The organism is Pseudoalteromonas maricaloris (assembly GCF_024746855.1).
In the GTDB taxonomy this organism is placed as follows: Bacteria; Pseudomonadota; Gammaproteobacteria; order Enterobacterales; family Alteromonadaceae; genus Pseudoalteromonas; species Pseudoalteromonas maricaloris.
In genome coordinates, this window is the sequence record NZ_CP024626.1 from 1,182,965 (window position 1) to 1,208,350 (window position 25,386).

At 43.3% G+C, this 25,386-nt stretch carries 21 protein-coding genes; 15 read left to right on the forward strand and 6 right to left on the reverse strand.

Annotated elements, in window-relative coordinates:
- Nucleotides 1-48 precede the first annotated feature (48 nt).
- The 8 genes from CTT31_RS22965 (at nucleotide 49) to CTT31_RS23000 (ending at nucleotide 11,672) form a co-directional block, all read left to right on the forward strand.
- Nucleotides 49-705, forward strand: a complete 657-nt coding sequence (locus CTT31_RS22965; protein ID WP_039496492.1) for an ABC transporter ATP-binding protein — start codon at nucleotides 49-51, stop codon at nucleotides 703-705.
- Between the two features lie 4 nt (nucleotides 706-709).
- Nucleotides 710-3,163: an ABC transporter permease gene (locus CTT31_RS22970; RefSeq protein ID WP_260492643.1), complete on the forward strand. Its 2,454-nt coding sequence runs from the start codon at nucleotides 710-712 to the stop codon at nucleotides 3,161-3,163.
- Nucleotides 3,153-4,220, forward strand: a complete 1,068-nt coding sequence (locus CTT31_RS22975; protein ID WP_211856606.1) for a lipocalin-like domain-containing protein — start codon at nucleotides 3,153-3,155, stop codon at nucleotides 4,218-4,220. Before CTT31_RS22970 ends, CTT31_RS22975 begins: the two co-directional genes overlap by 11 nt.
- Before the next feature lie 178 nt (nucleotides 4,221-4,398).
- Nucleotides 4,399-7,677, forward strand: a complete 3,279-nt coding sequence (locus CTT31_RS22980) for an MHYT domain-containing protein (protein WP_211856605.1) — start codon at nucleotides 4,399-4,401, stop codon at nucleotides 7,675-7,677.
- Nucleotides 7,677-8,660: an HD domain-containing phosphohydrolase gene (locus CTT31_RS22985; RefSeq protein ID WP_130165824.1), complete on the forward strand. Its 984-nt coding sequence runs from the start codon at nucleotides 7,677-7,679 to the stop codon at nucleotides 8,658-8,660. Before CTT31_RS22980 ends, CTT31_RS22985 begins: the two co-directional genes overlap by 1 nt.
- 160 nt (nucleotides 8,661-8,820) lie before the next feature.
- Nucleotides 8,821-9,516: a hypothetical protein gene (locus CTT31_RS22990; protein ID WP_260492644.1), complete on the forward strand. Its 696-nt coding sequence runs from the start codon at nucleotides 8,821-8,823 to the stop codon at nucleotides 9,514-9,516.
- A 246-nt stretch (nucleotides 9,517-9,762) separates the two neighbouring features.
- The gene (locus tag CTT31_RS22995; protein WP_211856604.1) at nucleotides 9,763-10,449 is read left to right on the forward strand and encodes a porin family protein; all 687 of its coding nucleotides are present in this window, start codon (nucleotides 9,763-9,765) and stop codon (nucleotides 10,447-10,449) included.
- 536 nt (nucleotides 10,450-10,985) lie between these two features.
- The gene (locus CTT31_RS23000) at nucleotides 10,986-11,672 is read left to right on the forward strand and encodes a porin (protein ID WP_249122327.1); all 687 of its coding nucleotides are present in this window, start codon (nucleotides 10,986-10,988) and stop codon (nucleotides 11,670-11,672) included.
- 42 nt (nucleotides 11,673-11,714) lie between these two features.
- Here the strand turns inward: CTT31_RS23000 and CTT31_RS23005 are convergent, their stop codons facing one another.
- Together CTT31_RS23005 and CTT31_RS23010 are read right to left on the reverse strand one after the other, a co-directional pair.
- Nucleotides 11,715-13,049, reverse strand: a complete 1,335-nt coding sequence (locus CTT31_RS23005) for an NAD(P)/FAD-dependent oxidoreductase (RefSeq protein WP_211856603.1) — start codon at nucleotides 13,047-13,049, stop codon at nucleotides 11,715-11,717.
- A gap of 1 nt (nucleotide 13,050) precedes the next feature.
- Nucleotides 13,051-13,608 carry a GNAT family N-acetyltransferase gene (locus CTT31_RS23010; RefSeq protein WP_130165827.1) on the reverse strand — a complete coding sequence of 186 codons (558 nt, stop codon included), beginning with the start codon at nucleotides 13,606-13,608 and terminating at the stop codon, nucleotides 13,051-13,053.
- A gap of 215 nt (nucleotides 13,609-13,823) precedes the next feature.
- Between CTT31_RS23010 and CTT31_RS23015 the strand changes: the two genes are divergently transcribed.
- The 3 genes from CTT31_RS23015 (at nucleotide 13,824) to CTT31_RS23025 (ending at nucleotide 17,058) form a co-directional block, all read left to right on the forward strand.
- Nucleotides 13,824-15,263: a chitinase gene (locus tag CTT31_RS23015; RefSeq protein ID WP_211856602.1), complete on the forward strand. Its 1,440-nt coding sequence runs from the start codon at nucleotides 13,824-13,826 to the stop codon at nucleotides 15,261-15,263.
- A 335-nt stretch (nucleotides 15,264-15,598) separates the two neighbouring features.
- Nucleotides 15,599-16,798 carry an RsmB/NOP family class I SAM-dependent RNA methyltransferase gene (locus tag CTT31_RS23020; RefSeq protein ID WP_260492645.1) on the forward strand — a complete coding sequence of 400 codons (1,200 nt, stop codon included), beginning with the start codon at nucleotides 15,599-15,601 and terminating at the stop codon, nucleotides 16,796-16,798.
- Nucleotides 16,799-16,806: 8 nt separating this feature from the next.
- Nucleotides 16,807-17,058 (forward strand): DUF2999 family protein, encoded by a 252-nt coding sequence (locus tag CTT31_RS23025; RefSeq protein WP_039496508.1) that lies wholly within the window; start codon nucleotides 16,807-16,809, stop codon nucleotides 17,056-17,058.
- A gap of 67 nt (nucleotides 17,059-17,125) precedes the next feature.
- On the opposite strand, the gene CTT31_RS23030 is transcribed toward CTT31_RS23025, so the two are convergent.
- A complete protein-coding gene (locus CTT31_RS23030; protein WP_249122379.1) occupies nucleotides 17,126-17,548 on the reverse strand; it encodes a hypothetical protein in 423 nt (140 codons plus the stop codon).
- 386 nt (nucleotides 17,549-17,934) lie between these two features.
- On the reverse strand, nucleotides 17,935-18,924 hold the full coding sequence (locus CTT31_RS23040) for a WD40 repeat domain-containing protein (protein WP_260492646.1): 990 nt from the start codon (nucleotides 18,922-18,924) through the stop codon (nucleotides 17,935-17,937).
- A 140-nt stretch (nucleotides 18,925-19,064) separates the two neighbouring features.
- Here CTT31_RS23040 and CTT31_RS23045 point away from each other — a divergent pair, with 140 nt between their 5' ends.
- A complete protein-coding gene (locus CTT31_RS23045; protein WP_211856598.1) occupies nucleotides 19,065-19,949 on the forward strand; it encodes a DMT family transporter in 885 nt (294 codons plus the stop codon).
- A 170-nt stretch (nucleotides 19,950-20,119) separates the two neighbouring features.
- Here CTT31_RS23045 and CTT31_RS23050 read toward each other — a convergent pair whose 3' ends face one another.
- Both CTT31_RS23050 and udk read right to left on the reverse strand, forming a co-directional pair.
- Nucleotides 20,120-21,343 carry a NupC/NupG family nucleoside CNT transporter gene (locus tag CTT31_RS23050; protein WP_010369948.1) on the reverse strand — a complete coding sequence of 408 codons (1,224 nt, stop codon included), beginning with the start codon at nucleotides 21,341-21,343 and terminating at the stop codon, nucleotides 20,120-20,122.
- 12 nt (nucleotides 21,344-21,355) lie between these two features.
- Nucleotides 21,356-21,985, reverse strand: a complete 630-nt coding sequence (gene udk, locus CTT31_RS23055; protein ID WP_010603723.1) for a uridine kinase — start codon at nucleotides 21,983-21,985, stop codon at nucleotides 21,356-21,358.
- 308 nt (nucleotides 21,986-22,293) lie between these two features.
- Here udk and CTT31_RS23060 point away from each other — a divergent pair, with 308 nt between their 5' ends.
- From CTT31_RS23060 to CTT31_RS23070, 3 genes are all read left to right on the forward strand, one after another.
- Entirely contained in the window at nucleotides 22,294-23,505 is a 1,212-nt protein-coding gene (locus CTT31_RS23060) for a phosphopentomutase (RefSeq protein ID WP_211856596.1), read from the forward strand.
- Nucleotides 23,506-23,519: 14 nt separating this feature from the next.
- Nucleotides 23,520-24,221 (forward strand): purine-nucleoside phosphorylase, encoded by a 702-nt coding sequence (gene deoD / locus CTT31_RS23065; RefSeq protein ID WP_010369942.1) that lies wholly within the window; start codon nucleotides 23,520-23,522, stop codon nucleotides 24,219-24,221.
- Nucleotides 24,222-24,410: 189 nt separating this feature from the next.
- Complete coding sequence (locus tag CTT31_RS23070) at nucleotides 24,411-25,376, forward strand: tetratricopeptide repeat protein (RefSeq protein WP_260492647.1); 966 nt, start codon at nucleotides 24,411-24,413, stop codon at nucleotides 25,374-25,376.
- Nucleotides 25,377-25,386: the final 10 nt, after the last annotated feature.

Consider the following 25,386-nt stretch of genomic DNA (forward strand, 5'->3'; position numbering starts at 1 on the left):
CAGATGCATTGAGTAGTGCCCACATAGTAGTAAAGGAATGTGCATACAGTGGTAGAAGTTCAAAATTTAGTCTTCACGCGTCGTGATGGTGACTTGAATCGAGCCGTATTAGATGAGCTTAGTCTCAGTATTGCCGCTAAAGAACAGGTCGCGATTGTTGGGGATAGCGGGTCGGGTAAAACTACCCTGATCCATCTTATTGGTGGTTTATTAAGGCCTGACAGCGGCAGCATTGTTATTGATGGCCAAAATATTACTCAATTTAATGATACCGAGCTGGCGCTCTATCGTCGTGGTTTGGGGATGATATTTCAACACTATCAATTACTTGCACCTCTATCCGTCTACGACAATATCGTTTTTCAAGCACAGCTCAATCAATTGAACCCAAAGCAAAGCGATGTTAATGCGCTGGCTGAGCGCTTGGGGATTTTGCATAAATTAACAGCCTTGCCTCAGCAATTGTCAGGTGGTGAGCAGCAGCGAGTTGGTATCGCACGTGCCATGATCAACAAGCCTAAGTTATTGCTGGCCGATGAGCCGACGGGGAACTTAGATGCTGCGAAAAGCGAAGAAGTGGTATCACTTCTGCGTGAGCTGTGCGAAGAGCAAGGCGTTAACTTGCTTATGGTTACGCACAGCCAACACCTTGCTGACAGCCTAGATAGAAAAATCACCATTCAAAATAACCGTGCTTATGGTTAAAACGATGGAACGGCTGAGTGCGTTATCAGAAATTAGACTGATACTCACAGTTTTTATCCAGTTCTACAAAAGGCATCTTTGGTTGTTTTTGCTATTCGTTTTTGGCTTATCTTTGGGTAGTGCTTTGCTTGGCTCAATTCGAGGACTAAATCAAGAAGCAACAGATCGCTATCAGCAAACCAGCGCACTTATTAACAATCCAATTAGTCACTTTGTTCGGCCAAGCGTAGGCCGCGAGATGTTGACTGCCGATGTATGGACGGCGCTTCGAAACGCAGGAGTCGTATCTGCTGAGCCTGTTTTGGAAGGCGTGCTTACCCTGCCGAACGGGAACAGGCTCCGGATCAAAGGAGTTAATACTTTGCAATGGCTGTCTGTGCCTAAAGCGCAATCACAGGGAGGTAAGTCAGGCAATCAAACTGCATCGTTACAATTTGGATTTAGCACAATTTACGTATCTGACACGATGGCTCAACAGTTGTCGCTCAGTAGGCATGAAGTGATCAAGCTTCTTGATACGGATGTACACTTCGTTGTTTTATCGGAACTGACCGGTGATGCCGCATTAGCCGATATTGCATTAGTTGACCATTTACTGAATTCAGCAGGTCGAATAAGTTATATAGAGATTTCAAATGCAGTATTGGATGAGACAAAGGTTAGGCAGGTTATTGGTGACAAAGCACAGCTACAAAGTGCACAAGCACAGTCATTCGACTCGTTGTCGAAGGCATTTTTCTTCAACCTGCAAGCACTTGCATTCCTAGGCTACGTAGTTGGCGCTTTTTTAAGTTTTAACGCCATAAAACTTTGTCTGCACGCAAGAAAAAAACTACATCAGCAACTCACACTACTCGGATGTATTCAAGCAAATGTAGTCGCAGCGGTAGTTATTGAGGTGCTCGTCTTAAGCTTGATTGCCGCACTGGTGGGCGCAAGTGTGGCTTTCTTGGGGGCAAACTTATTGGTGAGCGAGATCTCTATGGCGTTGGAGAGCCTATTTGCATTAGATAGGCGTTTACCGGTTCATTTCAGTTGGTCAGTCGTGCTGCAAGCATTTGTGTTAAACCTTTTGGTACTTGCCAGTGTGGCCTATTACCAAGTAAAGCCTCTTACTTTTTATAAATCTTGGCAGAGTAAAATAGTGAGTGGAAGTCTACTGCTTGTGCCTGCTGGGTATTTTTATCTTGGTAGCGAAGCGCCATTTCATGCGCTTGGGCTGTGTGTTTGCCTCCTATTACTCTTTTTTATGATAACACCAGTGGTATTGCGAGCCGTGTTTGAAGGCATACCAACTCAGCATCCAATAGTTAAATGGATGAAAGCAGACAGTGGCGAGCAGATCAGAGTACTTGCAATAAGTGTTTATGCCGTACTGCTTGCGGTTGGCACTTCCGTAGGGTTGCAAATTATGGTGAGTAGTTTTAGTTCAGCTTTGCAGATCCATTTAGATGGTCGCCTTAGTGCAGATCTATATGTGAGGCCTAGTGAAGTTACCGATGTGCAATATCAATGGCTCTTAAGCCAACAGGGTATTGAAAAGGTTGGTGTGTTCTGGCGTGCAGAGATAAGTTATGGTCTGAGTTCACGTCAACAAGGTACTCAATCAGCGAGCTTGATAAGCTTCGGCCGTTCGGGTGAGCATCACTACAATCTGATGTTGCTTTCGGGATCGCCACCTAATAACGAGGTGCTTTACTATGATGCGAATAAGAACGTAAGTGGGTGCCTTACTAATGAGCCAAGCAAATTATTGTATGGCGTAAAGATGGGCCAGCGTATTCGGTTGCAGCAAGGCAAAAAGCATATTAACTGTGAGATAACGGGTTTTTATTACGATTATGGTGAACAGCGCGCGGTGTTTGTCGCTGTTAGTGATGCAATTGAAAATGCTGGGCTTAACTATGAAGCATATGGTTTTTCAATTGTTCTAAAGCCAGATATTGATATCGCTTTATTTAAGCAAAAGGTCATACAGCAATTCCATTTAAACGACTCTCAAGTGGTTCAAAATCAGCGCTTTAAACAATACGCTACGCGTTTGTTTGAACATACGTTTTACGCAACGCACGCGTTAAATTTAATGATAGTTGCAATCGCGCTATTTGGATTGTGGGTATCATTATTGACACTCGGCGCTAAGCAAATTCAACCTTTGGCCATCTTAAAAACATTAGGTGTTACCACTTGGCAAGCGTTTGCCATTAAATTAGGGCAGAGCGCCGTTATTTTGCTGGTGAGTTTGGTGCTGGCGACGATACTCGGAGGAATGCTCGGCTGGATATTGCTTAAATTTGTGATGCCAATTGGCTTCGGTTGGACGATCCCTTTTCTATTACCTTATCTTGATATCGCGGTCTTTATCACCCTCATTTTTGGTTTAGCTTTGCTGGTTAGTGTACTACCTCTACTCAAACTGAGTCGTCACGATACTGCGGATCTGTTGTATGAAGACTAATTATTTTATCGTTTTATTACTATTAATTGTGGGAGTCGGCTGCACACCGGAGCTATCAGAAGTCCCTAATTCAAAAAATGATTTTTTCAATCTTGAGTTGGGTGACCCCGTTTCTCCTTCATACCAATTAAGTTTTCCGCGTGATCACGGCAGTCACCCGGACCAAGGCATTGAATGGTGGTATGTTACTGCAAACTTAAAAAGTGATTCAGGGCAAGAGTTTGGTGTTCAATGGACGTTATTTAGAACCTCAGCTGTCAGCGGTCAATATGTCAGTCCATGGTGGGATGGTGAGTTATATTTTGCGCATTTTGTAATTCAAGACAATACAAGGCACCAAGCCTTCGAACGTTATGGCAGAGCAGGACAAGTAAAAATTCAAGCTGACCCATTTATCACGCAATTAGATAATTGGTATTTGCGCAGTGAGACGGAAACATTTTTTCCGTTAACGCTCCATGCTGAGGAAGGAAAAAGCCGTGTTAATTTAACACTGAGAAAAAGTCCGATAGTGCTTCATGGGAAGAATGGTTACAGTGAAAAAACGTCCGACGGCCATGCCTCTATGTACTACAGCTATCCTTTTTTAAGCGTCTCGGGTGAGCTTACTTTTCAAGGTGCAACACATCAAGTCAGCGGTGACGCGTGGTTCGATAGAGAATGGTCTTCCTCGTTTATCAGTAAATCACAACGCGGCTGGGACTGGTTTAGCATTCGCGGTCAAGATAGTTCGAATGGTGCACTAATGGTATTTTGCATTCGTGATAGCCAACAAGTCTACAAAGATTGCCGAGGCACTGAAATTACAGCTGAGGGTAGCGCGACAGAAATAGCGCATAAGGATATTCAATTAAGTGTTTTGGAGCAGGTTTCGTTAGATGGAGTAAGCTATCCATTTAAATGGCAACTACGACTAAAGCACAATCCTGTTATTCTGATCGAAAGTACCAATCCTGATGCGAGAAACCAGCTGACTATCCCGTATTGGGAAGGAAGAGTAAAAGTGTCCGGCGGCTATACCGGTGAAGGGTACGCTGAGCTAGTCGGATACGAATAGCCCGCATTGGCTATACCGATTAACTCGTACCTATATTGTCTTTATATTTCCTAGTGAGATAGTACTAGCCCACAATAAACATGAATTTATCCTGAAATCTTGTTTTGACAGCGCTTTTTTCTGTCAAACTCAGTCCTAGAAAGCTAGACTCTAAGAATATCTTACTATCTGTGTTGCTATGTTAAATACGTTTTTTGTAACCGACCCCGCACCAGAGTTGCTACTCAACGGAACTTATGATGCTACGCTTGTGGCGTTATCTGTGCTTGTGGCTGTTATTGCCTCATTTTTTACGCTTATCCAGATCGACTTTGCTGAGCAAAATCAAAATAGCCGTATAAATCGACTCGCAAAATTTGGCGGTGCTGTGGCCATGGCTGGTGGCATTTGGAGTATGCACTTCATTGGCATGTTAGCGTTTTCACTCTGTGTAGAAGTGGATTACGATCCTTGGCTTACTGCGGCGTCTATCTTCCCCGCTTTCTTAGGCTGTTGGGTTTCGTTTGATTTGATAACACGACCAAATGTCACACTTGCAGTTAAGGGGCTCGCCGCTGTCATTTTGGGGGCCGGTATTGGTACCATGCACTATAGCGGTATGGAAGCCATGCAGCTTGGCCCTATGTTGGGCTATGACCCTACACTTTTTGGTTTATCAATTATCGTTGCAGTGTCACTCGCTTTCATCGCAATCCAAACGAGAAGTAAGCTGCGCGATTATGTCAGCGACAACAATATCAGTGTCGTGAGGTGCTTAGGTGCTTTGGCGCTCGGGGCGTCGGTATCGGGAATGCACTACACAGGTATGCAGGCGGCGAAATTTGTATCTGACTCACCAATAATCAGCCAAGAAATGCAAGATCAGCACACACAGTCACTCGCATTGTTTATTGCTGCTGTCAGTATGATCATTAGCGCTTTATCTGCGCTTATTCATACTGCGAGCAAGTACCGTTCGGTGGCTGCAGACAAAGCCGCTAATGAATCTAGGCTTGCGGCGATCCTAGAAACGGCCGTTGACGGGATCATCACCATCAATGGTGACGGTATCATTAAGAGCTGTAACCCGTTAGTTGAACGAATTTTAGGATGGTCTGAGCGAGAAACGGTTGGTCGCAATGTTGCGGTGTTTTTACCTAAAGAAGCGCAAACGAATGTATCATTCGACAGCGCTTACCTTGAGCAATTTAAAGGGGTTGGTCGTGACATCAAGGCGCTACACAAGCAAGGGCATTTAGTGCCTATCCGATTGGGGATAGGAGAGGTTGAGCTAAAAGATCAAAGTGCGTTTTATGTGGGTTTTATCACTGACTTAACAGCCCAAAAGCAAATGGAAAAAGCGCTGATTGAGCAAGAAACGCGTTATCGGACACTATTAAATAATATGCCTGGCGTGGCGTTTCGATGCCGGATTGATAGCGAATGGACAATGTCGTTCGTAAGTCCCATTGTTGAGCAGCTTACAGGCTATCGAGCAGAGGAGTTTATTTCTGGGCAAGTTCATTTTGCTAGCTTGATTATTGAAGACGATAAAAGCTTAACGCACGATGTGGTTGAACAAGCACTACAATGCGGCAAAGCGAGTTACTCGCAGGAATATCGAATATTACACAAGTCAGGCCATACCAAGTGGGTGCTGGATAAAGGTTCATTTGAATACGATCAAGCGGGTAAAGTTGAGGGTATTGCGGGCGTATTACTTGATATTAGCGAGCGCAAGAACATGGAAGACGAACTACGTGCCGCGAAAAGCATCGCTGAAAGCGCAGCGGCTTCCAAGCAAGCGTTTTTGGCGAACATGAGTCATGAAATTCGCACGCCGATGAACGCCATTTTAGGATTTAGTGAAGTACTGAGAGAGTCTGAGCTGAAGCCCGATCAAAGTAAGCATGTAAATACGATACTTACCAGTGCAAAGGCGCTGCTGCATTTACTTAATGACATTTTAGACTCCGCTAAGCTGGACCAAGGCAAGCTCGACCTGATTGAGAATGATTTCTGTATTTCTGAGCTACTCGACAACGTGGTATCGACGTTTTGGTATCAAGCAAAGAAAAAGGGCTTAAAACTAGAGCTCACGATGAGTCACAGTTTGCATCAAACTTATCATGGTGCTTCCGACCGCTTACGGCAGGTATTGGTTAATTTATTGGGTAATGCCATTAAGTTTACTGCACAGGGCAGTGTAGAGCTTAGCGTTGAATCCTCTCATGACGATTATGTGCTGTTTAAAATTGCGGACACAGGTATAGGGATTGCCAACGATAGACTAGATTCTATTTTTAACCCCTTTGAGCAGGCCGATGAGAGCATGAGTCGCCGCTTTGGTGGTACAGGCCTTGGAACGACCATTAGTCGCCAGCTAGTCGAGTTAATGGGTGGAAAAATATGGGCTCACAGTGAGCTTGGAAAAGGGTCTACTTTCTACTTTACTGTGCCTCTTAAGAAAATCGCGGCATTCACAATAGCGCAAGATGTTCATGTCGAACTTCCCCCATTAAATATCTTGGTTGCCGATGATATTCAACAAAATACCGAATTGTTGAGCTTATTACTTGAAAAGCAAGGTCATAGTATAGAGGTCGCAGGGGATGGGCTTGAGGCTATTGAAAAAGCAAAAGCGCAACAATACGATCTTATTCTAATGGATATTCATATGCCGGGTTGTGATGGACTTGAGGCGACGCGCACTATCAAAGCATATGAACGAGAAAATAGGCAACAAGAGACACCGGTAATCGCACTCACCGCGAGTGTGTTAGGCGAGGATAGAGCGGCTGCAAAAGCTGCAGGGATGGCTGCATTTGCCTCAAAACCGGTGGTGATAGAAGATTTAACTCGCACCATTGCTGAAACGCTCAATATCAATATTGCTCATACGGCGATTGGAGTAAGGCAAACCAGCAACAAACAGCTTATAAATAGAGCCAGAGCGATAAATTTGTGGGGCAGTGAGGCTCGGTTTTTAAAAGAGTTGGCGCGTTTTTGGGAGGGTAAAAGAGAAGAAGTGATAGCGCTCTTTGCGCACGAAGGTCAGTTTACGAATGATGTACTACAGAGTATTCATACTATCAAAGGCGTTGCCGGAAACTTGGCTTTGGAGACGCTATTTGGTCTGCTAGAGCAAATCGAGCGTAAAAAGGAAATTGACGAGCGCTTGAGAGCCAAAATGGCGCTCATTATTGAAAAACTTGACGACGTGGTTGGGCTAAGTGATGAAGAAGTCGTGACCAACGCATTGAGTGAGGGCGACGTTTTTTTGTTTAAGCAAAACTTGCCACAAGTAAAAGAGATGATAGATGAGGCACAAGTCGAGGATGATGTGCTTGACGCTTTGCTAGAGAGTGCCCCCCTCACTTACCGAAGCCAGGTAGAGGCGTTGAAACATGCATTGGATGATTTTGAATTTGAACGTGCGGAGGAAATTCTCGCACAATTAATGAGTACTGATGTGTAATGATAAATGAACACAAGCCTCTGATCCTAGCCGTTGACGATGAAGCGACAAATTTGCAAATTCTAAAGCAAACGCTGGGCAATCAATATCGTATGAAGTTTGCAAAGTCAGGAAAATTGGCGTTGGAGTTAGTTGATAAGGAACTACCTAACTTAATTTTACTCGATGTTATGATGCCGGAAATGACAGGCTTTGAAGTCTGCTCTAAATTAAAAGAAGACCCTACTACGGCGAGGATCCCAGTGATTTTTGTGACCGCCTTGAGTGAAGAGTTTGACGAAGCTCGAGGTTTTGAGTTAGGTGGTGTTGATTACATCACAAAGCCTATCAGCCCTGCAATAACTAGAGCCCGAGTGAAGACGCACTTGTCTTTAGTCAGTGCCACTGAGCTTAAAAGTGCATACGTTGAACTGATGCAACGGCTCGGTCAGGCGGCGGAATACAAAGACAATGAAACAGGCCAACATATTGCAAGAATGAGCCGCTACTGCTTTGTGCTTGCTAAAGCTTGTGGTTTACCGGAAGCGTATGCTGAAGATTTGATGCTCGCCGCCCCGATGCATGATATTGGCAAGGTCGGGATTGCCGACAGCATTTTACTGAAACCCGGACGTTTAGATGCCGAAGAGTATGAGGTGATGAAACAACATGCTGAGCTGGGTGCAAGTATACTCGCGGACTCTGATTCAAAACTCGTCAAGCTTGCATATTTAATGGCAATGGAGCACCACGAGAAATTTGATGGAAGCGGTTATCCAAAGGGATTAAAAGGGGAAGAAATCTCACTTGAAGGACGGATCTGTGCACTTGCAGACGTGTTTGATGCACTTACTTCAAAGCGCCCATACAAAGAGGCCTGGCCTATTGAAAAGGCATTGGCCTTTATCCATTCTGAAAGTGGTAAGCACTTTGACCCAAAATTAGTTGAATTACTCGATGAAAACCTACCAGAAATCCTAAAGATTAAAGCGCAGTATGACTGAGGGGAGTTTATCTTCGCTGGCTAATTGGAGATTAATTCTTGTGAGCATAGAGAGAGTAGTAAGGCATTTTTAGGCGGCGTATATTGTAAAGCATTTGCCATGCGAATAATTTGTATCTATATTGGGTTCTAACCATGGAACTATCAACAAGGATACTATTGTGAATTCAGTTTCAACGATGGCAATAAGTCTTACCGCCATGTTAACTTCACTACCTAGCATCGCCAGTTCAACAAATTTTATGGAGCTTGGATTTGGTCGGTTAGCGTTCGATAACGTCAGTGAGATTGAGCCTAAAGGCTTTGTCATTACAGCAAATATAGAGTTTGGTGGGCTTTACCTAGAAGGTTCTTCTGCTCTTATGGCTGATGACGTCGCGGTTACCGGATTAGTTTATGGTGCAGAAGAAGACGTATTAACTACATTAGATTTCGATGTTGACTCTAGAGCTTATACCCTATTGGCCGGTAAGCAGTTTGATTTGAATGATCATAGCCTTATTGATATCTATGGCGGTTATTCTAGGCATAGACTGGAGATAGCTTATTCAGGCTTAGTCAATACGACGTACTATGATGGTTACACCAATAAAGAGCTTATATTATTTCTTGATCAAGGGGCTAATGAGTCAAGTGATCATTATCATTTAGAAGCTGCTTATGACTATACACATGTAGACCTTAATTTTAGGCTAGGTGTTGGGTTTGAGCGGATCCAGGATGATGTAAGTGAGAATAATTTAGTGTACCTGGCTGAGGTTGGATATCGTTTTACCAATAATATTTCCGCAAACGTGAGCTATAGAAATGCTGAGGTCTACAATACTCTCAGTCTGAATTTGAGGTATAGCTTCTGACTACAATGCCCTTGTCATGCCGTTAATCTTGTTGTGAACGGCATAACATCCACTTCCAAAGCGCCTAGCTAATTTTCTTCCGCGTGGTTTACGACACTGAGTGAACCCGAACAAGTTAATGCATTGATTAATAGTAACAAACTTTGTTACAAAGTCATTTTGTATTTATTTTGGGTTCTGGTTGTATTTATATGTAATTGCCGTAGTATGCGCCACGAATTAAATACGAGAATGATGGAGTGGATCGTGAATTCAATTTTAAAGCAAGTGGCATTAGTATCTGCATTATTTGCATCAACAACCAGCCTAGCAAACTCAACAGACTTCGTTGAACTAGGTTATGGAAAAATCACGCTTGATGGCGTTGATGAATTCAAGCCTACGGGTATCGCAGTTACGGTAAACAAGGCATTTGAAGGCTTTTATCTTCAAGGTACTTATGCTGCATTAAGTGATGATTTTAAAGGTACTTTAATCGAAAGTGATTATTACGCAAATATAGAAACAACGGTTAAAGTTGAGACAGATTTAAACTATCTCACCCTTTTAGTTGGTCATCAGTTTGATTTAACAGATGCTGGCTTTGTCGATGTATATGGTGGTTATTCTAGATACAAATTAGAAGTGGATTACTCAGGCATCGCAGATATTGCTTATAACGATGGCTACAGTTATCAAGAAAGCTTCTCTGATAAAGAGAGTGACACGAGCGATCATTACCATATTGAAGCTGCCTACGAGCATTCATTCGGAGCTCTGAACGCACGTGTTGGTCTTGGTCTTGAACGTATTCAAGATGATGAAAGCGAAACTAACTTTGTATACTTAGCCAAGCTTAGTTACCAATTTACCGACAGCATCTCAGCTAATGTTAGCTACAGAAATGCAGACGAATACGATAACTTTGGTGTAAACCTAAGATATAGTTTCTGATATCACGGTTACTAGGGTCGGCAGGGCCTAGATAAGATACGGTTTCTTTCAGTAGAAATCGTATCTAAAACAAAATGCATGTTCTAATCCAAACTTTCGCTACTATACCTGTTAACATCAAGCTATTATTTCTCTGACATTCGTGTTCATCTCTTCGAATTCTCCTATCAAATTAAGCTTTTAGCATCGCATCCAGCATTGTAATCCCAATTAGTCTTAACACTTGCTCAATTTAAAGGAGTAAATCAGGCGCTAACGGCGTTAAAAGTTTCTTATATAGAGCGGCTAAATAGCAAAATTGTTGCCTTGCCTACATGGGTGTAGGTACCTTGGCGATAGCTGGATGCGGTAGCGGTGTTATCGACAAGATTTTTTCGCCTCAAGATAGATCACTTATTTAAGCGATTTGGCATAATTGTATTGCGTTAATCACATAAATTAATATTAAAAGTGTTTTTATTCTAGAAACACTTAAACGTGCAACAAAACCTTGTTATGCTCCGACCTTTACTATGTAGATAGATAAGGAGATGATCATGAATTCTACAGTTAAGTTAGCTGCTTGCCTTTCATTAGCTTTGGTAAGCTCAAATTGCTTCGCGCAGTCAAAAGATTACGTTGAGATAGGTTATGGGAAAATCTCAATCAAAGAGCTGAGCGAAATAAAACCAACAGGGCTTGCGCTGAGCGCAAAAAAATCCTTCGACCAATTTTACCTACAAGGTACCTATATAATATCGAGTGATAAAAACAGTCAGCAAAATGATATCGCTAGTGGCGTTGGCGCTCGAATCATCGAAACAGAAGTTGATACAGACTGGAAACAATTTACTTTACTAGTGGGTCATGAATTTCAACTATCAGAGCAATCATCGCTGGATTTATATGGTGGTTATTCTCGGCTCAAATTGCAAATGGATGCAACTGCGGAAGTGGAATATATTATCAACCGCGAATACCGTTATAGAAATGAAATTGACGTATCAGCTAACAACGATGCCGATCTTTATCATCTTGAATTGACTTATGCGCGCTCAGTAGACTCATTTGATGCGAGGGCCGGTATTGGGTTTGAACGCATCAATGGTGAGGAAGGAGAAAGTAGTTTTGTATACCTTGCTGAGATTGGCTACCATTTTACTGATCATATTTCTGCAAATCTAAACTATAGAAATGCTGATGTGTACAACAACGTTGGTTTTAATCTGCGCTATAGCTTTTAGTCGTTGAAAAAAGGTGCGTGATGGGCGTACCTTCTTAATTTGCTAAGCGTATTTATCCATCAACTGAGCATATTGGTAATACGCGAGTTGGCCTACTCTTCTTAATTGCGGCATCGGAAACATGGGTAGTGGCTTAGTATAGATTGGTAAATTCGGGACTTTAAGACCCATTAATTTTTCAGCAAGTCGAATACTTGCCTGAGCACTAAACGCTACACCTGAGCCGCAATATCCAAGTACATACCCGGTATTGTTTTCGCTGTAGATATGGGGAAGATCATCAAGCGCAGCGGCAATATAACCACTCCAAAAGTAATCAACTTTAACATCGAGTTTAGGAAAGCAATCGTTAAGTGCTGAGCGCAAGTTGTATTGATATTTTGCATTGTCCTGATCATGGCCAAACACCGCGCCTCGCCCACCAAACAAAATACGGTTGTCAGGAAGGCGACGATAGTAGTATTTAAGCCGTCTGGTATCCATGACGACTTGCTCTGTGATTAAGCCATTGGCAGCGAGTTGCTCATCGCTGAGTGGTTCAGTCACGATTATACTACTTAAAATAGGCAAGTAGCGCCCTTGAGTTAACGGTGAAAACTGTCGCTGAGCATAGGCATTCGCTGCGATCACTACCTTATTTGCTGAGACTTTGTGGCCGTTCACTTCGAGCTGGTGGTTGCCATTTTGGTTCTGGTGGCGGGTGACCAGGCTGTTTTCATAAAGTTGCACACCAGCTTGCTGAGCTAATGTCTTGTAACCTAGCAACAGCTTCAAAGGGTGAATACCAAACGCGTTGTCGAATCGTAATGCGCCAAACCCTTGCTGGTTGTGCATATAGGTTTCGGTCAGTTGTTGCTGAGACAGTAACTGATGGCTCTTGCTACCCATGGTTGCAGTGAGAAATTCGGACTGCGCTTTTAGTAGCGAAAATGCTTGCTGGTTGTGTGCAACTTTCAAATACCCAGATGCTTGCACGTTGCAATCAATGTGATTGGCGTCGATATGTTCACGGACTAAAGCAACGGCGTTGTTGTACTCTTGATATATGGCTTTACTGACATCCAGACCATACTTTTTGGTCAGTTGCGCATAACCAAGCCGTCCCGTACTTGGTAGCACAAATCCTGCATTTCTCGCGCTCGCGCCAAAGCCAACTTGATTTGCTTCAAATAGGGCAACGCTTTGATGATGAGTGGTTGCCAAATGGTAAGCGGTAAGTAAGCCCGTAAAGCCACCACCGATCACTGCGATATCTACTTGTAATGGTTTATCTAGCGAGGGGGTGGGTGCACCTAAAGGGCAGGTTGCAGCCCAGTAACTATTGGCAAAAGCTTGGCCTTGGCAGTGTGGCTGAATGAGTGGATCAAACCCTGACATCTTAAAACTCCAATACCATTTCTGCTGCTTGGCAGTGGCATTCAGTACCACAAATAGTACAAACATAGCCGTGATAGATACAGTCGTCTAACCACTTATCATCATGGACTTTAATCAGTTTGCCACCGGCCTTAGTGAAGTATTTAACGGCACCGTTACCAGGGCTTTGTTTCCAAAGATGTGCAACGCCAGCTCTCGCGCCTTGTTGTGTTAATGCTGTTATTGCGTGTTTTAGTAATTGGGGTCCAATACCTTGGCCCTGTGCGTTCGGTGATACCGCGATACATTTAAAATATGCCATATCATTTTGATCAACCGGCCACAAAGACGGTGAACTCCACTTATCTATAGGCCATTGTCCGGCACTATATGACGTTCTGAAGCCGAGTAACTCATCTTCATCGTTTAGGGCAACAAAGGAAGCATTTATACCGTCTTTACAGCCTTTTTGGCGCATTTGTTCAATGCCTGCGTTATCAAGATAATTATCACCATGAACGAGATTACCAAGTGCGATAACACGCTCGAAATGTTCTGGTTGTAAAGGAATAATTTTCATAGGCTGCTCTGTTGTTGTTATTTACTGTGAGGCATTTTGACTAGCATATCACGTTAGATTATGTACCAAAAACGCTAAGGTTCATCGATTTGAGTAGACGTTATTACATATGTTGTAAGAATAAAAAGTGAACAAAATTTGACAGCGATGTCATTTTGTTAATAATTGTTGAATTGGTGGGTTCCACTATTAACAACAACATGTAAAGGAAAAGTATGAACAGTCTAAAATTAGCGACCGCAGTTTCGCTTGCCATAACTGCAAGTCAAGTGATGGCCATGAGTCCGCAACCCGATCCACAAAACCCCAATGGTTATATTGTTTCTCGAATAGAATTGGAGAATGCCCAGAGCGCGAAGACCAATAATCCTATGTATGCGATTTGGTCAAAAGCACTGGAAACAAGAGATAATGCGGTTGTAGAGGCTATTGCGCCTGGGCTTGCCAGTAATCCAGATAATGTAAAAAGAGCTGAGCGGGTATTTGGTCAAACTCAGTGGCAATTTCTTACGCAAATGGCGGCGCCTGAATACACCTATACGCGCTTTTTGCGTGCTATTGGCAAGTTTCCCGCATTTTGTGGCGACTATACTGATGGTCGAGACGCCGACGCAATCTGTAAACGCTCAATCGTGACTGCATTTGCGCATTTTGCCCAAGAAACGGGGGGGCATATTGCCAAAGACAACACTTCTGATAACCCTCTTGGGTTAGAAGAGTGGCAACAAGCATTGGTTCATGTGCGTGAAATGGGTTGGTCAGAAGGGCAAGCTGGCTATACCACGGGGTGTGGACAAAATGACTGGCAGAACCGCCGCTGGCCATGTGGAGCGGGGCAAGGGTATTTTGGCCGAGGCGCTAAGCAGCTTTCATATCACTTCAATTATGGCGCATTCAGTGAAGTCATGTTTAATGGTGATGCAACGGTGCTTTTAAACAACCCAGGTCTAGTAGCAGACTCTTGGCTAAATTTAGCGTCTGCAATTTGGTTTTTCTTAACACCGCAAGCACCAAAACCTGCAATGTTACACGTTATTGATAGAACTTGGACGCCATCAATACGTGAAAGTGAGGCGGGGATTGGTTATGGCTTTGGTACCACGATTAATATTATCAATGGTGGTATTGAATGCGGCGCGCAAAATAAAGACAAAGGTCAACCCGTTAACCGCATTCGTTATTGGGAAGGACTCTCGCATTATTACAACATCACCATTGAAGCTGATGAAGAAAATACCTGTTGGCAGCAAACACCATACGGCAGCTTAAACCTCGACGGCGCGACTGATGTCCTTTACACCAACTGGGAAGGTGATTGGGCTTATTATGCAGACCGCCCAGGAGGTTATTCATTTGAGTGCAAACTAGTGGGGTATCAAACAGCTTATTCCGCACTTGTGCCGGGAGACTACGAGAAATGCGTGACAAACTTTTATCAATCACACGCAAGCTGGCCTGAAGTTCGTGTCGTTGATGACTTACCAACCAACCCGACTGAACCGCCTGTTGACGGTGTACCCGCTTGGGATGCCGACAAGGTTTACTTAAAAGGTGATAGAGCGAGCTACAATGGTGTGATCTACGAAGCCAAGTGGTGGACCAAAGGAAATATCCCAACAGCCGATGGCTCGGGTCCTTGGTTAGCGGTTAACTAAATAACCTGAGCTTCGGATAATTAATGCCTTTCTAGCAGCCAGTTTTAGCGCTAACTGCGTTGAATTCACTTCCAATAGCAAGCTATTGGTGCGTAAATTCGCCTAATTACCCCTAAAACTCTCTGGCTAGACAAGGAAATAATTTAATATTATTTTAAAAACAATGAGTTAGTTCATTTCTTATCCAAACCTCAGGTTAAATAAGCTAATAGCTGTGGGGCTGACTATATTGGTCCCACAACTTTTAAGATTCTCTGGCAAAGATCATAAACTCCAATTGATGCCCCATGGTATGCGCGCTAAAATAGTGTTTTAGCAATAATCGAGACCATATCGTGTCTGTAACTCGCTCGTTAGTCCAAACTCTGTCTGAGTGCATTGAACATGTGCTAGATACTTCTCTTCATGCCGATAAAGCATTAACTCAATTACTACAGAACAACCCTCAGTGGAACCTTGATGAAAGGCAGTATGTGGTGAGCAATTATTACCATATCTTCCGCTTTAAACGGTTACTGACTTACCTACTTGCGCATGAAGAAATGCCGCTAGATGGCTTTGGCTACTGGTTAACTTGCCAAGTTGTTACGACGCAGCCGCTTCCAGAGTGGGTGGATACTGAGCTATATAATCTGGAAAAGCTGCAAAGCTTAATTGAGCAGGCGCCTCAAGCCGTTCGTTTATCATTACCTGATTGGTTAAACGAGGTTGCGCATGAGCAACTGGGTGAGCAGTGGCCAGCGGTTGCATCCGCGCTAAATCAAAGTGCCCAACAATATTTGCGAGTCAATAGCCTAAAAAGCGATATTGCGACAGTAACAGAGTCTCTGGCAAAAGAAGGGATCAAGGTTTCACAGGTTGCGCTTGATTCTCATGTTGCGCTAAAAGTTGAGTCCAATAGCCATCTGTTCCGCTCTCAAGCGTTTCAGGCGGGTTGGTTTGAAATGCAAGATGCAGGTTCTCAGCAAATAGTGCCTTTTTTAGAAATACAGCCTGGCCATAAAGTGGTTGATGCCTGTGCAGGCGCTGGTGGCAAGAGCTTACATATAGCGGCGCTAATGGAGAATAAAGGTCGCTTGTTGTCTATGGACATCCATGAACATAAGCTTGAAACGCTGAAGCAACGAGCGAAACGTGCAGGTGTGCATGTTGCTGAAACGCGTGTTATTCAAAACAATAAAACCATTAAGCGCCAAAAAGAGAAGTTTGATCGCGTGCTATTGGATGTGCCGTGCTCTGGTCTTGGTGTATTAAAGCGGAATCCAGATGCAAAGTGGCACTTGAATTCGCAAAATTTAGACACACTTATTGCTTTGCAAACCGATATTCTGGCGCGTTACAGTCAAATGTGTAAGGTGGGCGGCAAACTGGTGTATGCAACTTGCTCCATTCTTCCTTCTGAAAATGAGCAGCAGGTTGAACGCTTTTTGGCAAATAACCCCAATTGGCAGCTAGAAGACTCACTACGTTTACTTCCAGGAGTAAATTCAGAATTTGACGGTTTTTACGCCGCACGATTAGTAAAAAATAGTTAGGAAACAAGATGAACCCAATCATTGCATTACTTAAAGAGCACAATATTTCGGATGAACAGATCCAAGCGGTATTTACCCAGCTGACTGAAAATCCAATGATGGCGATGGCGACTATTCAGCAACTCGGTATTCCACCCGAAAAACTTCAACAGTTGATGGCTTTGGTAATGCAAAATCCTGCACTGATCAAAGAAGCAGTTAACGAATTAGGTCTTGATTTTGAAAAGGTTGAGGCTGCAAAAGCACAGCTAAAACAGTAGTATTAATGGCTATGCCCTAGACAAGCTCAGACTTGTCTAGGGCATAGCTAAATAATTCACATGCAGATCAAATCTTGTGAGTAAAACCACTGTATACCCCAAATAAAAATGTAAGAATTGCAGAAAATAGTGTCGAGCCTATCGCGTAGGCAAGTATTGCCTTACCCCAATTTTTCCACTTTATTAGCTCATTTTCCGCCATTTTATAGTTAAGTATTATGCTGTACAAACCAGAAAATAAGAGCGAAAAAATTGCGTAAAGCTGCTCGGCGAAGATACCCAGCATTAGTGGAATTGAGAATATCAGTATGCTTAGGGTTAGAATGAGTAGGTGTCCTATAGCGTACTCCAGCATTGTGTAGGGCGCAGAACGATACACTAGCTTAGAGGCTAATCCGAGTAAGAATGCCAGAATAAAGACGCGATAAATGTGCGTTGCTTCATATAGTGCGATTTCAGATTGCCATTTGAGCTGCTCTTTCGATTCCAAAAGTTGACTGCTTGATATGAAGCTGATTTCAAGTAGATGCGAGGCAAGCACGATCACGGTGAGTAGAATAAAACTAAACTTGAAGGGATTACCAAAACGGCTTCTCTGTCCATTCAAGTATCCAAGAATGGTCTTAAAAGGTCGAAGTAATAATCCAAAAAGTAATTTAAAAAAAGGGGATTCGAGTTCAAGCAGTGCGCTTTGAAGCAAAATGCGTAAGTGTTTAAAGGTCAGCCTCGATGCTTTTTTCTGTCCACAACCTGAGCAGTACTCGCCAACAAGTTGAGTGTGACAATTTAAACAGTGCGATTGATTGTCAAAATTTGCGTGATCCATAGATGTATTTATTATTTTTTCTTGTCGACGAATGCTACCTTTTTTTGTCTCTAATAATCAAACAATATAGGTGTTAAGGCCCACTTTTCTAATACCCCATCTGAACTTATCGTCGTGAGCACATTGCTATCGGAGATGTGTACATCATAAACAGTGCTGCCCAAATTCAGTTGTGCTATTGGCCAGCTGACAATTTCTTTTCCCGACGTTAATTCCCATAGCGAAATATATTCCTTGGAAGAGGTGGTTAGCAGAAACTTGTCGTCAGCGACGAACTGTGCACTTCGAAAAAACTTGAAGCGCTGAGGATAGGATAGAGATAACACTGCTTGACCTGTACGCGTATCAATGAACTTTTGGTCTTGCAGGGCGTCTGATACGAACAGCCAATGTTCATTTTGTGATAATGCCAAACTGGTAATACGATGAGGCAGCTCATAATCTACAGTGACTTCTTTACTAGTTAACTCAAGCTTTTTAGCGTGACCGTCTAAAGAGGCCGAGTAGAGCGAGGTCAAACTCTGGTTAAAAATCAAATGTGTAATGCTGCTTTCATGAAGGTTTATTCTGGTGATGATTTGCTCATCTAAACTCAAAAGTAGTGTGCTGCCGTCATTGTAGCCAAGGACGATAAGCTGCTCGTCACTGGACCACAGAGCCTTGGTAACGCGAATGAATGAGTCAAACTCAGGTAATGGATAACTGACAACTTCGTTTGAGTGCAATTGCCAGATGTTGAGTTGGGAGTCCGAAATACTCAGAATACTGCGCTTGCTCGGCGCTATTAAAGCGTCACGAAAAGTAAGTTGGTATTTACTTCCTTCGACTTGTTTAATCAGCTGTTGGCTTTGGTTATCCCATACTTGTAGTAAATGATCGTCAATGAGTAGTAAGGTTAGCGCCGCGTCACTAGAAAGTTGGGCGAGACTAACCGGCAACTGAGTCAATTGTATTTGCTCTGTTGGCTCTAGAGTTTGCCTTTTGCTACATCCGGTGAGGATAAGCAAAGCGACTATCATTGCGTAAAAAGCGAGTCTCATTCTATACCTTAAGTTTTAGCCTTTCCCTCTTTCTCAAAGAAAGTTAAACACATCCTAATGACAGTACCAAAAATGGCTTGTGCTGTATTTATATATCGGCGTAAGGTAAAGCTCCATTAATATTAACCTTGGAGTATGGAGTGAAAGGGTTTCTTGGTTTAGTGTTACTTGCCGCAATTTGGGGTGGCTCATTTTTATTTATGAAGGTGGCCGCCGGTGTCCTTGGTCCTGCTGTACTCATTGAATTTCGAGTCTTATTTGGTGCGTTAACGCTCGCCGCGGTTGCCTTAGTATTAAAGCGTAATTTACATTTTTGGCAGTACAAAAAGCACTTTTTAATCCTCGGACTGTTTAACTCAGCGTTACCTTTTATGTTATTCGCTTATGCTGTGCAAACGCTTGATGCTTCCATGCTCTCAATTTTAAATTCAACCGCACCATTTTGGGGGGTGTTAATCAGTGTGTTTTGGCTAAAAGTGCCAACGCAAAAGTCGGTGTGGCTAGGGTGTGGGTTTGGGATTGCAGGTGTTATCACGCTAGTTGGGTTGGATAGCACCGTATTGGACGAAGGTGCATGGTTACCTATTATTGCAACCCTGTGTGCGACTCTGAGCTATGCGGTGGCCTCTCATTACACCAAAACGGCACCAAAAATGAGCGCATTTAATCATGCCCATGGTAACTTATGGGGCTCTGCGCTATTGGTATTGCCTTTTATTTGGTTTATGCCAATGAGAGAAACGCCTGACTCTACAGTGATAAGTGCGGTAGTTGGACTTGGCATATTATGTACGGGCTTTGCCTATATTCTCTATTTTAAGTTAGTCGAAGATCTCGGCGCTGCATCTGCTTTATCTGTTACCTTTTTAATTCCAGTGTTTGGGATTTTATGGGGACATCTCTTTTTGCAAGAGCAAATCGGTGCTAACACAATCCTTGGCAGTATTTTAGTTTTGCTTGGAGTCAGTTTAGTAACTGGGTTACAAGAAAAGATATTTCCACCAAAAGCGATGAAGGAGCTGTAGGTGAGAGGTACTGGTTTCTTAAGAAGGGTGGTCAAAAAAGTGTTTCTCAGAAACGATAAAAGGGCCTAAAAGGCCCTTTGGTGAAGTATCGTTCAAGTTAGTGTGGTCACTTTAACCCCTTAAAGCAACCAACCAATTGTTTTGCAACTGCGGCTTATCTCAATAAGTTTCTAAGCTAGCGAGAGGAAGAAACCTGCAATTGCTGCACTCATGAGGTTAGCCATAGACCCTGCTAACACTGCTCTGAGCCCTAGGCGAGCGATATCCTTTCTACGACTTGGGGCCATACCACCAAGTCCGCCTAGTAAGATGGCAATCGACGATAAGTTAGCAAATCCACATAAAGCAAATGTGACAATCGCTTGAGTGTGCGTGCTCAACGTATCGCGATAATTCATATAATCTAGGTAGGCAACAAACTCGTTAACTACCAATTTTTGGCCGATAAAACTACCTGCCGTCACGGCTTCCGACCAAGGTACCCCAAGTAGCCAAGCAACAGGGGCAAAGACGTAGCCTAAAATTTCTTGTAGCGTCAGTGTTGGGTAATCAAAAATTCCACCAATACTGCCTAGTAAACCGTTTAGTAGCGCAATTAGTGCCACAAACGCAAGTAGCATCGCACCTACGTTCAGTGCTAAGTGCATACCGCTTGATGCACCTGATGCTGCTGCATCAATTACGTTTACTGGTTTATCATCACCACTATCTACATCAGATAGATTTTCGTGTGGCTTCTCGGTTTCTGGCACAATCATTTTTGCCATTAAGAAACCACCAGGAGCTGCCATAAAGCTCGCGGCAATGAGGTATTTAAGCTCAACGCCAATCGCCACATAGCCCGCCATAACAGAGCCTGCCACCGTCGCCAAACCGCCCACCATAACCGCAAACAACTCTGATTGCGTCATTTTTGGAATAAACGGTTTTACGATCAAAGGGGCTTCCGTTTGGCCGACAAAAATATTTGCCGTAGCTGAAAGCGACTCTGGTCGTGACGTTTGTAGTAACTTTTGCAAGCCACCACCTAAAATTTTAATGATCCAGTTCATGATACCAAGGTGATACAACACAGCAACGAGCGCTGAGAAGAACACGATCACTGGTAATACCTGAATCGCAAAGATAAACCCTAGCGAGTCTTGTTTGGCTAATGGCCCGAACAAGAAACCGATACCGTCATTAGCATAGCTAATCACTTTGGCAACCGCGCTAGACATTGAAGCTAATACATTTTTACCCGCTTCAATAAAGAGTACAAAGCCACCAATAAGGACTTGCAATAAAAATGCAACGCCTACGGTACGCTTATTAATAGCACTGCGATTTGTTGAACACGCAAATGCTACGCCTAGGAGCATCATCATGCCCACTAAGCTCATAATTGTTGTCATGCCAATTTCCCGTTATTCTTGTAGCAAATATTTTATTTTACTTTTAATAATATCAATCGCAACGCGATTCATACCGCCACGGGTCACAACCAAGTCGGCATTATGCTTGGATGGCTCGATAAACTGATAAAACATCGGTCTTACCGTCGCCTGATATTGTTCTACCACAGATGACAGACTTCTTCCTCTGTGCTCTATATCTCTTTGCATGCGACGCAGCAAACAAATATCCAAAGGTGTATCAATGAACACCTTGATATCAAACTCTTCACTTAATGCAGGATCGCTCAGTAGTAATATACCCTCGACGATTAGTATCTTAGCAGGGTTTACTATTCGGGTTTTATCACTACGTGTATGCTGTCCGTAATCGTAGGTAGGAACCTCTACGGATTCACCTAGGCGAAGCTTAGTTAAATGCTCGCGTAACAACTCGTGTTCAAACGCATCAGGATGATCATAATTCGTTTGAGTACGATGCTCTATAGGTAAATGCGATTGATCTTTATAATAGGCGTCCTCTTCGATTACCGCGATAGTGCCTGAGGCAAGCTCATTCACTAGTTCGTTGTAGATCGTTTGACTAAAAAGAGACTTACCAGACGCAGATGCGCCAGCTATGGCTATAATAGTTCGTGTCACTAAAGTTCACACCCAGCAGTTGTTTATGTTGGAAGATCACAATAGCAAAAAAGACACGATTAATCTCTTTTGCCTCGCTTAATGAGCAAATTTAACGGGTTTGGCGGACTCAAAACAGGACTTATGTCCGCTTGAGGGCGACAGAGCTAAATTAGCAAGATCGCAGCTTTTCGTGAATTTTGTGACTATTTTATGACAGCGGACTTATGTCCTGTACGATTTTTTTAACCAAACATAAAGTAACCAACGCTTAAGGTAACCATGTATTTAAGAATAAATAATAGCCTGAGCAGTATAGAGAGGTATCTATGGCAAGAGCAATCATTTTAATGGCGGATAGCCTAGGCATTGGCGCAGCACCGGACGCAGAAAAGTTTGGTGACGTAGGCGCTAATACTCTCGCTCATTTATTGCAGGCGTATAAAGAAGAAAAAGGACAAGCGTTAGACTTACCTAATCTTTCTAAACTAGGCCTTATTGCAGCATGTGAAGCTGCAGGTAAAGAAACTTGCGCTGTGGCGCAAACCGTAGAACCAAGTGCTGCTTGGGGATATGCAAAAGAATTATCGAGTGGCAAAGACACGCCGTCTGGCCACTGGGAAATGGCAGGGGTGCCAGTATTGTTTGAGTGGGGTTACTTCCCAAATACTAACCCATGTTTCCCACAAGAATTTATAGATGAATTGTGCAAACGTGCAGACATACCTGGCATTTTGGGTAACTGTTACGCGTCGGGCACAACGATTTTAGAACAGCTGGGTGAAGAACACGTGCAAAGCGGCAAGCCGATTTGTTACACCTCAGTTGATAGCGTCTTTCAAATAGCCGCTCATGAACAATCGTTCGGACTTGACAAGCTTTATCAAGTATGTGAAATCGCACGGGCACTGCTTGATGAAATGAATATAGGACGAGTGATTGCGCGGCCATTTATAGGCACTTCAAGTGCCGACTTTATTCGTACTGGTAACCGCCGAGACTATTCGGTATTACCGCCTTCGCCGACTGTGCTAGATAAGCTAGCCAATGACGGTGGCGAAGTAATTAGTATTGGTAAAATTGCAGATATTTATGCGCATCAAGGGATCACACAAAAGCACAAAGCGCCTGGTCTTTTGAATCTGCTAGCAAAGACAAGCGAAGTGATGGACACAGCGCCAGACCACAGCCTTATCTTCACCAATTTAGTCGACTTCGACGAAAAATTTGGTCACCGCAGAAATGCAGTGGGATATGCAGAAGCACTTGCTGAGTTTGACGCATTTTTACCGGAAATTATTGCCAAACTAAAAGCTGATGACTTGCTTTTAGTGACTGCCGACCATGGTTGTGACCCAACCGCAGAAGGCACAGATCATACGCGAGAGTACGTGCCCGTATTGGCATATACACCGGGTATGAACAATACTCCGTTAGGAGAAAGACAAAGTTTTGCTGACATAGGTCAAACGCTTGCCCAGTGGTTTGATTTAGATGCAACGCAGTACGGTGAAGGCTTTAAGGCCGAGATAAAAGCCTAACTAAAGGAAACAATATGAGCACTCCACACATTAGCGCAAAGCCAGGTGATTTTGCAGAAACGGTATTAATGCCGGGCGATCCACTAAGAGCAAAATACATTGCAGAAAACTTTTTGGAAGATGCTCGTCAGGTAACTGACGTTCGCAACATGTTTGGTTTTACTGGTACTTACAATGGTAAGCCAGTTAGCATTATGGGTTCAGGCATGGGTATTCCATCTATGTCAATCTACGCTCGTGAGCTTATTGTTAGCTTTGGTGTTAAGAACCTGATCCGCATCGGTACATGTGGTGGTATTAGTCAAGACATCAAGATCCGCGATGTGATCTTTGCACAAGGCGCAAGCACAGACTCAAATGTGAATCGTGCTCGTGTACGTGGCTATGACTTCGCTGCGATTGCTGATTTTGGTTTATTAGAAAATGGCGTAAACGCTGCTCGCCGTTTAGGTATTGAAGCAAAAGTTGGTAATGTTTTCACTACAGATACTTTCTATCAAGCCGATGGCGAATTTTATAAAGAATTAGACAAGCTAGGCGTAATGGCTGTTGATATGGAAACAGCTGGTTTATACGGCGTAGCGGCTGAATACGGTGCAAAAGCGATGGCACTATTCACAGTAAGTGACCATGTTATTACTGGTGAAGCAACGCCACCAGAAGAGCGTCAAAGCACGTTCAATGAAATGGTTAAAATTGCGCTAGAGTCAATTTAATACAATTTGAAAAGTTCCTTGGTAACGTAATCGCAGAGTTTTGGAGACACGCCTAAAACAACGCGAATCACACCCAAAAAAGCCGCTTGAAGCGGCTTTTTTTTTGATCTTGGTCCATCCAAAATTCCCTAGTTTACACTACATAAAGGTGGTAGAGTTTTTCTAATGATAAGGTATTGGTATTGGACGATGGCGATTTTTGTTCTGGGCTTGTTAGCATTAATGGCGAATGCCGAAGTTGACTTAGATGCGTTTGAATCTCTGGTTAAAAACGCGCCTGATGAAGCGCTTAAGGCATACCAAAGCGCGATTGCTCGGGAGGATCTTGCTGTTGCAGATTTATATCAACTTCATTACCTTGCCATTAGAGCGAGTGCCAATACGTTCAATAACGCCATTTTTATTAAAGCGCTAAATACGCTTAAAGCGCCACCCTTCAAGACTTTGGCTGACGAAGATAGGGCGAAAATTCTGACTAATATTGGTGTTGGTTATCGTCGCCGTAACCAGAATGAACAAGCTATCTGGCATTATCGATGTGCAATGAACACTCCAGCCAGCTTCCAGCATAAGTCCGCACTTAAAGTGAACATCGCGATTGCGTACACGCGCCTTGAACAACCCGCGATTGGCTACAATCTCTTAAAAAGCGTGGATAGAGAAATGTTACCAAGCTTTATGCAAGCAGGGTTGTTAACCGCGCTTGGCAATGCAACATTTGCAATGGGCGAAGCCGATGAGGCGCTGAGCTATTACGTTGATGCGGCAACCCATTACGCAAAAGATGAAAACTATAGGGCTGTGAAGCAGGTATCAATCAATGGTCTTGGGATATACGTACTCAACTCAGACTTCTCAAACTACCACAAGGCGCTTGCTGATATTGCAACGGAGCCTTCTCTAATAGAAGATAATCAGAATTATCTTGGTTGGTTGCGGGAGCTGGTACAACAGCTAGAGCAAAACAAACAAGCCGTAACCGTGTCGACAACAATGAAAGCCTATTCGCTCGGCGCTGCAAATGCAGGATATGCGTCCATGGTGAATGCGCATATCGACAAGTTTAATCTGTCGCTGCCCAAAGTCACTTCACAGATCATCGTCAGAGATCCGCTTCCTGTTGAATTAGGAAAAACCTGGTGCCCGAAACTTTGACAAAGCCAAT

What these genes read in the sequence shown, in the direction of transcription:
- CTT31_RS22970 (WP_260492643.1), top strand. Translation starts at nt 710, where the DNA reads ATGGAACGGCTGAGTGCGTTATCAGAAATTAGACTGATACTCACAGTT.
- CTT31_RS22975 (WP_211856606.1), top strand. Translation starts at nt 3,153, where the DNA reads ATGAAGACTAATTATTTTATCGTTTTATTACTATTAATTGTGGGAGTC.
- CTT31_RS22980 (WP_211856605.1), top strand. Translation starts at nt 4,399, where the DNA reads ATGTTAAATACGTTTTTTGTAACCGACCCCGCACCAGAGTTGCTACTC.
- CTT31_RS22985 (WP_130165824.1), top strand. Translation starts at nt 7,677, where the DNA reads ATGATAAATGAACACAAGCCTCTGATCCTAGCCGTTGACGATGAAGCG.
- CTT31_RS23000 (WP_249122327.1), top strand. Translation starts at nt 10,986, where the DNA reads ATGAATTCTACAGTTAAGTTAGCTGCTTGCCTTTCATTAGCTTTGGTA.
- CTT31_RS23005 (WP_211856603.1), bottom strand. Translation starts at nt 13,049, where the DNA reads ATGTCAGGGTTTGATCCACTCATTCAGCCACACTGCCAAGGCCAAGCT.
- CTT31_RS23010 (WP_130165827.1), bottom strand. Translation starts at nt 13,608, where the DNA reads ATGAAAATTATTCCTTTACAACCAGAACATTTCGAGCGTGTTATCGCA.
- CTT31_RS23015 (WP_211856602.1), top strand. Translation starts at nt 13,824, where the DNA reads ATGAACAGTCTAAAATTAGCGACCGCAGTTTCGCTTGCCATAACTGCA.
- CTT31_RS23025 (WP_039496508.1), top strand. Translation starts at nt 16,807, where the DNA reads ATGAACCCAATCATTGCATTACTTAAAGAGCACAATATTTCGGATGAA.
- CTT31_RS23040 (WP_260492646.1), bottom strand. Translation starts at nt 18,924, where the DNA reads ATGAGACTCGCTTTTTACGCAATGATAGTCGCTTTGCTTATCCTCACC.
- CTT31_RS23050 (WP_010369948.1), bottom strand. Translation starts at nt 21,343, where the DNA reads ATGACAACAATTATGAGCTTAGTGGGCATGATGATGCTCCTAGGCGTA.
- CTT31_RS23060 (WP_211856596.1), top strand. Translation starts at nt 22,294, where the DNA reads ATGGCAAGAGCAATCATTTTAATGGCGGATAGCCTAGGCATTGGCGCA.
- deoD (WP_010369942.1), top strand. Translation starts at nt 23,520, where the DNA reads ATGAGCACTCCACACATTAGCGCAAAGCCAGGTGATTTTGCAGAAACG.
- CTT31_RS23070 (WP_260492647.1), top strand. Translation starts at nt 24,411, where the DNA reads ATGGCGATTTTTGTTCTGGGCTTGTTAGCATTAATGGCGAATGCCGAA.